This is a genomic window from uncultured Kriegella sp. (genome assembly GCF_963975415.1).
Taxonomy (GTDB): Bacteria; Bacteroidota; Bacteroidia; order Flavobacteriales; family Flavobacteriaceae; genus Kriegella.
In genome coordinates, this window is the sequence record NZ_CAXBGN010000020.1 from 18,888 (window position 1) to 30,040 (window position 11,153).

Consider the following 11,153-nt stretch of genomic DNA (forward strand, 5'->3'; position numbering starts at 1 on the left):
TTCAAAATATAATTTGATGCAAATTACCAATACGATTCTAATGATTCGACCCGTCAGTTTTCGCATGAACGAACAAACTGCGGTCAATAATTATTTTATGGAAGACCTAGAAATCAAGAATCAGGTGATAAATAACAAGGCACAGGAAGAGTTTGATAATTTTGTAGGCGTGCTTCGTAGTAAGGGGATAAATGTTATTGTAGTCGATGATACCAAATTGCCCGATACCCCTGATTCTATTTTTCCAAATAATTGGATTTCTTTTCATGCCGACGGAACGGTGGTACTCTACCCAATGTTCGCTGAAAATAGAAGAAACGAGCGTAGGGAAGATGTTTTAGATATATTGGAAGAGCGGGGTTTTCTTATTGAAAATATCTTAGATTACACCTCGGCAGAAGAAGCTGGTGTTTTTCTAGAGGGAACTGGAAGTATTCTGTTAGATCGGGAGAACGAAAAGGCATATTGTGCCCTATCGGAACGCGCAGACGAAGAACTGTTTATCGAATTCTGTGAAGATTTCGAGTATTTTCCGATATTGTTTACGGCTAATCAGTCGGTAGCTGGTAAACGTTTGCCTATTTATCATACCAATGTTATGATGTGCCTGGCAGAACAATTTGTGGTGATTTGTTTGGATGCCATCGATGATAAAAAGGAACGTAAGAATGTTCTTGATCATTTAAAGAAAGATGACAAAGAAATCATTGTGATTTCTGAAGCGCAAATGCATCATTTTGCGGGAAATATGCTACAGGTCCTAGGTAGTGATGATCAACGATTTTTGGTAATGAGTTCAGCCGCTTACCATAGTCTTATCAGTGCTCAAATTCGACAAATCGAAAAACATTGTGAAATTATACATAGTTCTTTGGAAACCATAGAGACCTGCGGAGGTGGAAGTGCCCGATGTATGATGGCCGAAGTATTTTTGCCTAAAAGTCATTAACTTTCTTTGGAAAACTGGTAATTAAATAATTACTGGAAATGTATTTTTTTACTATGACCCATGAAACGCTAGATTATGCCATAAACAAGTATTCACCTAATTTATCATTGGATGCACGTAGCGATTTAGCACGATTGGGCCAAGAAGTATTTTTAGAAAAGGGAGCATGTCTTTTTAGTAGGAATGCTTTTGATGACTATGAATATATCTTATTAAAAGGTATTGCTAGAACATATCTTCCGAATATGGAAGGCACCGAAATCACACTCTCTTTTTTTGAGGAAGGCATGGTCTTACCGCCCTATGTGACCCGTACGAACAACCAGAGGTCTCTACTATTTTGCGACGCAATCACTGATTGTAGGTTAGTTCGTCTTGGTGCCACGGAATTTGAGCGGCTCATGATCGATAATTTAGAGATACGAAACTTTGGAAACTCGGTGCTCCGAGTAGAGCTTCAAAATAAAGTACTTAAGGAGATTAGAATGGCTTCCTGGTCGGCGAAGGAAAGGCTGCAGCAGTTTCGAAAAGACTTTACGATGTTGGAAAATTATGTGCCACATTCCATGGTCGCATCGTATCTCGGAATAACGAATGTTACGTTAAGCCGACTAAGAAAGGAAGGCTAAATCGCTTTTTATCATTTGTTAATGCGTTGTTTCATCAAACCTCATTCCTTTGCAGAAAGAACGAGGGAATGGACATTAAAAATTATTTGCTTAAAAAGAGGAGCGGTAAGACCGTGTTGCGTCTTTTTTTAGCCACGAATTTTGTTTATATAATGATGCTAGCGGTTACCATACCAAAGGTGGCGAGCTACGCAGACGGGCTGAAAATTTTAGATATGATGCCTACAGGCTACGATTTGGTATATGTAAAACAATTATTTGACGCCTTGGGAACGGAAGGAAGGAATAGCTATCTTTTTTGCCAACTTCCGCTCGACATGATTTATCCCTTTCTTTTCGGATTAAACTACTGCCTGCTTTTGGCTTATTTCTTACGCAAATTGAACAAATTCCAAGGTTTACTTATGTATTGCTGTTGGCTTCCTGTTTTTGCCGCTATTGCCGATTATGCCGAAAATATAGGAATTCTAAATCTATTGTTGACTTATCCCCATATTTCCAAAACCGCCGTGATAACGACGAATATGTTCACACTACTGAAAAGTGCTTCATCTACCATATATTTTATACTTTTAATGACAGTTTTAATTTGGTGGGGTCTTAGAATTCTTTTTTACCGAACTCGCTTTCGATAAATTTAGATTTGTTTTTCGTTGTGTTAAATAGATACGATAGGTTAATCGACACCATATCTACCTCATACCTGTAATTGGTAGTGGTATAAAACTCGTTGGTTTTAAAAGTTGTTATGCGTTGTTCGTTTGATTTCAACAGACCCATATCTATATTTTGCCATTGCAAGGTCGCCGTCAACTTATTGTCAAGAAATGTTTTTCTGAAGGTGAGATTAGGAGTGTAGAATCGAGAATCTTCCCCTTGGGCGGTGTTTCTGTCGGATAGGTAATTGAACGTAAATTGTACCGAGGCATTTTCCCAAAATGAATAGGTAGAGTTGACATTGAAAGAATAGACGGTTGCACTACTATTAACATCGTAATTTCTCGTCATACCATCTCGGTGTCTGAATACAAAAGCACCATCAATATCATAGGAATATACATTTGCTCCGATATAATTTGACCAATTTTTAGTTGGTTTTATTTGTGCTCCAATTTCTAATCCAATAGCATTACTTTTTCCTACATTGGAATAGACCCGATTAATAATACTATCTAATACTGCACCATTAGCTTCATAAGCTAGGGTGTTAACTCGGTTTATTACGTTGTCTACATGTCTATAATATGCGGTTGCGCTGAAAGAGTTCCCACCTTGGAAATTTTTGACAATTCCAAGTTCGACCAAATCGATAAATTCAGGTCTTAATTGATTATCACCCTGTTCAAAAACCTCTGAATGTTCGCGCTCAGCGAAACTGTTCATTTTAAGTGTCGTTGTTCGCTCTACCCTTTTACTATAGGCGGCTTTAATTTTTGACGTTTCATTAACGGTGTATTGCAAAGAGGCAGAAGGGAACAATTTCAAGAAATCGTAGTTATAGGTTTGCTCAGGGTCTGGTGTCTTCAGATTTTCTTTATAAGTACGATCCATTGATTCTAGGCGTAGTCCACCGGCGTAATCCCATTTATCTTTAGCGCCTGTCAATTGGGCGTATCCCGAATGTAATATGCGCTCAAGACTGATGTCGCTGGAAAATTCAGGTACCAATGTACCATCACGTTCGTAAACAAATTCACCAGTATGGTCTAAGGCCCTAAATTGATACCCCGTCTCTATAGTTCCTATGGATAACGGGTTCCATTGATAGTCTAAATTCACCCGATATCCGTTTAAGGGATTATCGTTGGTGTTGTACTCTTGTTGGTAAATGATATTTCGATTGGTAAGCCCCAGGTTATCGTTATAAGTAGGGCCGCCTAAAAAAGTATATTCATATAAAAACGATGTAGATAATTTAGATTCGTTTTTGAATATATGCGAATAGTCAAAACTTCCCAACCCAAAATCGCCTTTACGTGTCCTTAAGTTGTGATTGTAATATTGAAAAGTATAGTCCCTGTTGTTACTGCCTATTGGAGAAATTGCATGATTATCGTAATATTCAATGTCTGCCAAACGATCTACCGTATGTTTTCCGGCATAAAAGCCTAGCGAATAAGTATCTGCTTCATTAGGAGTGAAATCTACATTGAATCTTCCGTTGTAGCTAATATCATCAAAACTACGTTCCCCATCAGAAGGTAAAAAGGTCTGTTTGTTTTCTGGTTGATTGATGACAAAAACTTCGCCCTCCCTTCTTCCGGTTTTATCATTTCGTTGGTAACTGGCCCCCAGAGAGAAATTCCACTTATCGGTTCTTTTGTTAAGGGTCGCATCTATCCCGTATCTTTGAGCAGCTTTTTGGGTATCATAAGATTCTATGGAAGGAAGTCCGCCGCGAACATTTACTTGCGTATAGATACCATTCGTAGCTCCTTTTTTGGTGATTATATTGATTATACCACCTTTTCCTTCAGGATCATATTTGGCAGAGGGCGCGGTAATTAATTCTACCGATTGCAAAGCGTTTGCTGGCAATTGTGCCAAAATAGCGCTGGCATCGCCTTGTGTCGGTTTACCATTTATTAAAACGGCAAAACCTTTGCTGCCTCTTACGCTAATTTCCCCTTGTCCGTCGACAGTTACCGATGGTATATTCTTTACAATATCAACTGCGTTGCCCCCTTGGCTGCTTTGAAATTTTTTAGTATCAAAAACTTGACGGTCTATTTTGTGTATTACCGTTGAACGTTCGCCTTGAACAACCACTTCACTAAGTTGGTTCTGGCCAATATTTAATGAAATAATACCTAAATCGTTTACCGTATTTCTAGATTGAATTTGAATATCGGAAATGGTTTCCTTTTGAAACCCGATAAAAGAGGCTTCTAAATAGTAATTGCCTTTTTTTATGTTGTCGATAGAGAAATTACCTTCAGCGTCTGTAATTACACCGGTTACTACGGTACTATCTTGCTGGCTGTAAACAGCTGCAGTAGCATATTCCAATGGAGATCCATCTGCTTTATCGACAATTGTGCCGGTTAGTTGACCGAAGGTAATATGTGTTAGAAATAAAAGAAGTAAACTGCTGACGTGTTTTAATTTCAAGGTATTATGTTTTTTAATTACACTGCAAACATAGCCCCTTTGAATATTTGAAAATGGTCTATTTGTAAAATTAATGGTACTTATGAGATCGCTTCTTTTTTAAATTGTAGCGGTGTTTGCCCCACTTGTCTTTTGAAATATTTTATAAAATGGGAAGTATCTTTAAAATCAAGATTAAACGAAATCTCCGCAACCGACAGGTCAGTATAAAGCAGGAGTCTTTTTGTTTCTTGGATCATGTGAAATGCAATAACCTCTGAGGCTGTTTTTGAAAGCCGTTTTTTGCATAACGAGTTGAGGTTTTGTGCCGTAGTGTTGAGGTATTCTGCATAGAAACCAACATTGTTTCTAGGTTGTTCTTCCAAAAGTTCAGTGAATTTCGTAACCATATCAACTGATTGATTCGTCATACCTTTGGAATAGGATATTATTTTAGCTAATAGCGCCTTTAAGCTGCCCTCGAGTACTTCCTTTTGAACCGGGGAGCCGATTTTTTTTTCACGACAAAGTATTTCGAATAGGGCATTTATTGAGGGGTCTTCCGGCACCTTTGTTACTTGAAGGTCATGTAACTTCGTTAAAAGTAAGGCCAGGCTCTTGTCAAAACTCTTTTCAAGAAACTCTTCCTTTATTATTATCACATACCCCTCGGGAATTGTATTAATTTCCCAATGATGTACCTGCTCTTTCCAAATAAAAAAGAAAATAGGTGTTGTAATGGAATAGCACTTCTCGTCCATGTAATGGAAACCCTGGCCTTTTTGGAAATAGACGAGTTCTAGATACTTGTTATGGCGATGGGGTTTTGTATAGCGCTTGTTGATGTCGAAAGGTTCGATTTTGATAGCATCGAATGCCGAAATCTTATTGTACGTGGCTATTTGTTTTTCCATCAAGCAAAATGTTTTTATAATATTGAATCGAAGTTCGGTAAATAGGAGGGGGCAATATAGCCATTTTATGGGTGTGGATTTTTATCATTGAAAGCCTGTTGTGAAATTTAACAACTAATTGTACAATCAGCTTTTATGAATTAAACTTATAAAATACCCAAGGGATGGCCCTTCAATATTAGTCTATGCTGGTTCTGATCGTCATCGATACCTCAGGGATATCATGAGGTTAGCGTGGTTTTCTTAAATCCTTTTTTAAAAAAATAACTGTCATCGCTACCATGAAAAAAGCAAAGGGCAATGAGGTGATTATCAATAACTTTTGGGCGGCCGTTAGCACATCGATATTAGGTTTTGCATTTCCCAGTAGAATAAGGGCCATGGTAGCCAATAGGATAAAGACCGACCAAGTCAAGCGGTGTTTTTTGCTGGGGTTCTTTTTTCCCTTATCGGTAAACATACTCAGTACGAATACGGCGGAATCGACCGAAGTAACCAAGAAACTTATCAAAAGAAATATGGTTGTAAAATTTAGTAGCATGGCCAAGGGGTAGTTTTCAAAAAATACAAAAATGGAAGAAAAGACATTTCCGAATTCATTGTTGTAGATACCCCAGCCTTCGATTAATTGAAAGGCGGAAGCTCCAAAAACCGAGAACCAAAAAAAGGTGCCCAAAGAGGGTATCAGCAATACCCCAAGTAATAATTGCCGTAAGGTTCGCCCTTTTGAAATTCTGGCAATAAAAATACCAGTGAAGGGTGCCCACGCAAGCCAAAAAGCCCAATAATAGAAGGTCCAATCGGTTAAGAAATCGATTCCAGGGTTAAAACTTCCGTAAGCAAGGCTCAAAGGAATAAAATTGACCAAGTAGTATAATGTCGATGAGAGAAATGAACTCAGGATAAAGGCCATGTCACTTGAGAAAAATATGTAGAGCAATACTAAAAGGGTAATTAGAATGTTGAATTTTGATATTATCTTAATTCCTTTGTTTACACCTTGCCAAGCCGAATAAAAAGCGATTGACGAAATCAAAAATGCTAAGAATAGGGTAGTGCCCAATTCAAACTCTTTTTGGAATAAATGGTTAAGCCCTCCATTGATTTGAGTGGTTCCCAGGCCTATTGCGGCAATCAATCCAACTACAGTAGTAATAATGGTCATTACGTCTATTCCGTTTCTTGCAATTTTGCCTTTGATGGAATCTTCAATGGTTGCGCTAACCAAGACTTTCTTTTTTCGCACAAAAAGCGCATAGCCCATTACCATGGCAAACAACCCGTAAAAAGCCCATGCCGTAAAACCCCATTGGTAAAATGTGAATTGTAGCGCCAACACTTCAGGTTCAAGACTTGAAGGATACGGTGGATATTGTTGCATAAAAACGGGTTCTTGAACGGCACGAAGCAAAATACCGGCACCCATACCTGCACTGTATAGCATAGCGGTCCATGCCCATAAGGAATATTCTGGTTTTTGATTCTTTTTTCCCAATTTGATTTTACCGAAAGGGGAAAGGGCAATGCCTAGTAGCAACAGCACACATGCCAAGCCTAAATAGAGGTAAAAAAAACCGAAATAGTTGCGAACCCATAATGATGCATTTTCTATGGCGCGATAACTTTCCTCGGTTGCGAAAACTGTGATAAGGGAAAAGAGAAAGATGATTCCTACGGAGATAGAAAGCAGTATGTTCTTCTTAATAAAACTGATGGTTTTGATAAATACCTGTTTTAGGTTTTTGCAATATTGCGAATCATTCCTCCAAAGATAAAATAATGAAAAGGGAGTATGATGAACCAATACAATCGGCCTCTCAGTCCTTTCGGTCTAAAGGTCGCGGTCTGGTGTAAAATATTATTTCCGTCAATTTTAAACTCCAGCCAAGCTTCCCCCGGCAACCGCATTTCAGCGAATAGCAGTAAGCGCTTCTTTTTCTTATCGGCTAATAATACCCTCCAGAAATCAAGTGAATCCCCCGTGTAAATACGATTGGGGTGCGTGCGGCCCCTCCTCAATCCCACACCTCCGTTGAGCTTGTCTAGAAACCCACGTATTTTCCAAAGCCAATTGGCATAGTACCAGCCATTTTCGCCGCCAATTTTCCAAATATTCTCCAAAACTTTGTCTGTATCTTCGATTTTTATTTGTTTCTGATCTTTTAAGACACCATACTTTGGAACTTGAATGTATTTTCCGAGATTTTTTTTAAAACGGCCGCTGACCATACTGTCTTTCCAACTACTCAAGACTAAGTTTTGTTCAATTTTTTTAAACGCCATGTCAATGGCTTCGGTATAGGTGTGGGTTTTGATGCCTAATAAGTCTTGTAGTCTACGGTCTCTTGCAATAACTTCCATCTTCATGCTATCGACAAGGTTAATTGCCAATTTATAAGATGTTGATGTTACAAAATACAACCAATATGATGAAAGCTTTGGTGTCATTATGGGCACGGTAAAAATACGATTGGTAAAGCCCCGTGCTTTGGCGTACTGTTGTAGCATTTCTTTATAGGTCAATACATCTGGTCCCCCAATATCGAATGAATTGGCATAGGTGTCTTTGTTACCTATTACCTTGATTAGAAATTCTATAACGTCACGAATAGCGATGGGTTGGGTTTTGGTCAACACCCATTTTGGCGTAATCATAAAAGGTAGTTTTTCGCATAGATCTCTAATAATTTCAAAAGACGAACTGCCCGACCCTACAATAATTCCTGCACGAAGAACGGTAAGGTTAAAATTTCCTTGGTAGAGAATATTTTCGACATTTTTACGTGAATTTAAATGCTTTGATAATTTTTCATCATTGACAATACCGCTTAAATAAATGACCTGTTTGACCTTTGTTTTCTCCATGTACTTATTAAATAATTTGGCAGACTGGGCCTCCTTATCGTCAAAATCACTGGTCGAAGAACTCATCGAATGAATAAGATAGTAGGCTATTTCGACGTCTTTTGGGATCAAATTGTCTTGGAATTCCTGCAAAAAATCCACTTCAATAATCGCTATTTTTTTTTTGGTTTCTTTATCAATGGAAAATCGATTGTTGTCGCGAACAAGGCAAACAACCGTATGGCCTAATTCGAGTAATTGGGGCAGTAGACGCATACCAATATAGCCGTTGGCGCCTGTCAGGAGTATTTTCATAGGTCTTCGATTGAGGTAGGTGTATTATCCGCCTTGTAATCGAGCATTTTTTTGAAGAACTTTTGAACCGCTTTCGTATCTGCTTGCACCCTTATGAAATAATGATCTTTGTATACCCCGTAAGTCGCGAGATTGCCCTTGTGGACAGTAAGTTTGTAATATGGAATCACGAGGGCAAAGGTTTCCAATAGTGATCGAAAGCGCACAATAATACCCTTGGGTCTCAATTCAATATTGCAACTATCAATCGTATTATCAAGAATCAATAGGTTGCGTATCTCTACACTGGTTTCAAAAATGAAAAGTTTTGGTGATCCGATACCCTTCATGGCCCAACGCTCTTTCAAAGGAAAGGGTTTGCCTACTTCAGTGTCAATTTTACGGGTAATCGACTTGTCGTTATAGGATACGTTCAAGAGCATAGAATGCTATTTCAAGATAGAATTATAAAGTTAGTCAAAACACATGGGAATATGCTGAAGATAAAAGATATATTCTTTGCTTAAATTGGTTTTCTTAATTATGGGATTACTCCCGTATTTCGATATTTTTCAGAAAAATGTTCCGTTTAAATACGTAGTTTTACAGCCTTAAATACCTTGATCGATGAATTTGAAAGAAGTCCTAAGAAGTACGATTAAAGAAGCTGTAATATCAATATTCGAAGTCAATTTACCAGAGGTTGAATTTCAGCCTACACGTAAAGATTTTGAGGGAGACATTACGGTAGTTGTTTTTCCGATGCTTAGACATATAAAGGGAAACCCTGCACAGATTGGGCAGCAAATTGGCGCGTATTTAGAAGAAACGGTCGATGTGGTTTCTGGATATAATGTGGTTAAGGGATTTTTGAATATCGTTATCGATGATTCTTTTTATCTTGATTTTTTTAATGGTATAAAAGACAGTACCGATTACGGTTATGTCGTGAATACCAGCAATGATGCGGTTCTCGTCGAGTATTCTTCGCCCAACACCAATAAGCCCCTACATTTGGGACATATCAGGAATATTTTATTGGGTTATTCGGTAGCTGAAATCTTGAAGGCTTCAGGGAAAAAAGTATATAAGACCCAAATCGTCAATGATCGGGGGATACATATTTGTAAGAGTATGTTAGCTTGGAAGAAATATGGAAATGGAGAAACTCCCGAAAGTACCGGAATCAAGGGTGATAAATTGGTTGGCAACTATTATGTAGCCTTCGACCAAACCTATAAGGCCGAAGTTGCTGAAATGATAGCCGGTGGATGCGCTAAAGATAAAGCCGAAAAAGAAGCGCCCATATTGTTAGAAGCCCAAAAAATGCTCAGAAAATGGGAGGCCGGTGATTCTGAAGTGGTCGCTTTATGGAAAAAAATGAACCAATGGGTTTATGATGGTTTTGACGTGACCTACGATAATCTCGGGGTTGATTTTGATAAGTTGTACTTCGAAAGTGATACCTATCTATTGGGTAAGGATGTTGTTGCTGACGGACTCGAAAAGGGCATTTTTTATAAAAAGGAAGATGGTAGCGTTTGGATCGATCTTACCGATGAAGGCCTTGATGAAAAAATAGTACTTCGTTCCGATGGTACGGCCGTCTATATGACCCAAGATATTGGTACGGCCATTCAACGGGCCAAAGATTATACAGATATAGGTGGTATGGTGTATACCGTGGGCAACGAGCAAGATTATCATTTTAAGGTGCTCTTTCTGATTCTTAAAAAGCTCGGATTTTCATGGGCCGATAGCCTGTACCATTTGAGTTATGGTATGGTAGATTTGCCTAGCGGAAAAATGAAAAGCAGGGAAGGTACCGTAGTCGATGCCGATGATTTAATGGAAGATATGACGACCACCGCCGCCAATATTTCCGAAGAACTCGGTAAATTGGAAGGGTATTCCGAAACCGAAAAGCAGGGTTTGTACCAAATGATCGGGCTTGGGGCTTTAAAATATTATATCTTAAAAGTAGATCCGAAAAAACGAATTTTGTTCAACCCTGAAGAATCGGTAGATTTTCAAGGCAATACAGGTCCGTTTATCCAATACACCTATGCTAGAATTCAATCAATTTTAAGAAAAGCAGAATCAGGTGAACAAGTATTTGATATGGAAAGCCTAAAAGCGCTAAGGTTACATGAAAAAGAAAAGGAACTGATCAAGCAACTTCAACTTTTTCCTGAAACCATTCAACTCGCCGCAGAGAATTATAGTCCGGCATTGCTCGCGAATTATACCTATGACTTGGTAAAGGAGTTCAACTCGTTCTACCAACAAGTTTCTATTTTGGGTGAATTGAACCAAGATAAAAAAGCGTTACGGGTGCAGTTGTCGAAAAAGGTTGGGGAAGTCGTACAATCTGCATTTAAACTCTTGGGAATAGAAGTACCGGATCGAATGTAGCCAATAGCTCGTTTTGTC

Annotated in this window: 9 protein-coding genes; 4 read left to right on the plus strand and 5 right to left on the minus strand. The window is 38.5% G+C overall.

The genetic code is table 11. The features are described from left to right. Window positions 1-16: 16 nt before the first annotated feature. From AACZ88_RS23525 to AACZ88_RS23535, 3 genes are all read left to right on the plus strand, one after another. The gene (locus AACZ88_RS23525; RefSeq protein ID WP_339716126.1) at window positions 17-949 is read left to right on the plus strand and encodes an arginine deiminase-related protein; all 933 of its coding nucleotides are present in this window, start codon (window positions 17-19) and stop codon (window positions 947-949) included. 38 nt (window positions 950-987) lie between these two features. Beyond that, entirely contained in the window at window positions 988-1,578 is a 591-nt protein-coding gene (locus AACZ88_RS23530) for a Crp/Fnr family transcriptional regulator (protein WP_339716129.1), read from the plus strand. A gap of 68 nt (window positions 1,579-1,646) precedes the next feature. After that, a complete protein-coding gene (locus tag AACZ88_RS23535; RefSeq protein WP_339716131.1) occupies window positions 1,647-2,213 on the plus strand; it encodes a hypothetical protein in 567 nt (188 codons plus the stop codon). On the opposite strand, the gene AACZ88_RS23540 is transcribed toward AACZ88_RS23535, so the two are convergent. The 5 genes from AACZ88_RS23540 to AACZ88_RS23560 form a co-directional block, all read right to left on the minus strand. After that, window positions 2,179-4,689: an outer membrane beta-barrel protein gene (locus AACZ88_RS23540; RefSeq protein WP_339716133.1), complete on the minus strand. Its 2,511-nt coding sequence runs from the start codon at window positions 4,687-4,689 to the stop codon at window positions 2,179-2,181. The two genes, AACZ88_RS23535 and AACZ88_RS23540, sit on opposite strands and share 35 nt — an antisense overlap. A gap of 80 nt (window positions 4,690-4,769) precedes the next feature. Then, complete coding sequence (locus AACZ88_RS23545; protein WP_339716135.1) at window positions 4,770-5,582, minus strand: helix-turn-helix domain-containing protein; 813 nt, start codon at window positions 5,580-5,582, stop codon at window positions 4,770-4,772. Window positions 5,583-5,811: 229 nt separating this feature from the next. Continuing rightward, complete coding sequence (locus AACZ88_RS23550) at window positions 5,812-7,386, minus strand: BCCT family transporter (protein ID WP_339716137.1); 1,575 nt, start codon at window positions 7,384-7,386, stop codon at window positions 5,812-5,814. Further along, window positions 7,317-8,741 carry an SDR family oxidoreductase gene (locus AACZ88_RS23555; protein ID WP_339716139.1) on the minus strand — a complete coding sequence of 475 codons (1,425 nt, stop codon included), beginning with the start codon at window positions 8,739-8,741 and terminating at the stop codon, window positions 7,317-7,319. The genes AACZ88_RS23550 and AACZ88_RS23555 overlap by 70 nt, the downstream gene beginning before the upstream one ends. After that, the gene (locus tag AACZ88_RS23560) at window positions 8,738-9,163 is read right to left on the minus strand and encodes a hypothetical protein (protein ID WP_339716141.1); all 426 of its coding nucleotides are present in this window, start codon (window positions 9,161-9,163) and stop codon (window positions 8,738-8,740) included. Before AACZ88_RS23560 ends, AACZ88_RS23555 begins: the two co-directional genes overlap by 4 nt. Window positions 9,164-9,347: 184 nt before the next feature. Here AACZ88_RS23560 and argS point away from each other — a divergent pair, with 184 nt between their 5' ends. Beyond that, on the plus strand, window positions 9,348-11,135 hold the full coding sequence (gene argS / locus AACZ88_RS23565; protein ID WP_339716144.1) for an arginine--tRNA ligase: 1,788 nt from the start codon (window positions 9,348-9,350) through the stop codon (window positions 11,133-11,135). Window positions 11,136-11,153 lie beyond the last annotated feature (18 nt).

Coding starts and splice junctions, on each gene's coding strand:
- AACZ88_RS23525 (WP_339716126.1), top strand. CDS start 17: ATGCAAATTACCAATACGATTCTAATGATTCGACCCGTCAGTTTTCGC.
- AACZ88_RS23530 (WP_339716129.1), top strand. CDS start 988: ATGTATTTTTTTACTATGACCCATGAAACGCTAGATTATGCCATAAAC.
- AACZ88_RS23535 (WP_339716131.1), top strand. CDS start 1,647: ATGGACATTAAAAATTATTTGCTTAAAAAGAGGAGCGGTAAGACCGTG.
- AACZ88_RS23545 (WP_339716135.1), bottom strand. CDS start 5,582: ATGGAAAAACAAATAGCCACGTACAATAAGATTTCGGCATTCGATGCT.
- AACZ88_RS23555 (WP_339716139.1), bottom strand. CDS start 8,741: ATGAAAATACTCCTGACAGGCGCCAACGGCTATATTGGTATGCGTCTA.
- AACZ88_RS23560 (WP_339716141.1), bottom strand. CDS start 9,163: ATGCTCTTGAACGTATCCTATAACGACAAGTCGATTACCCGTAAAATT.
- argS (WP_339716144.1), top strand. CDS start 9,348: ATGAATTTGAAAGAAGTCCTAAGAAGTACGATTAAAGAAGCTGTAATA.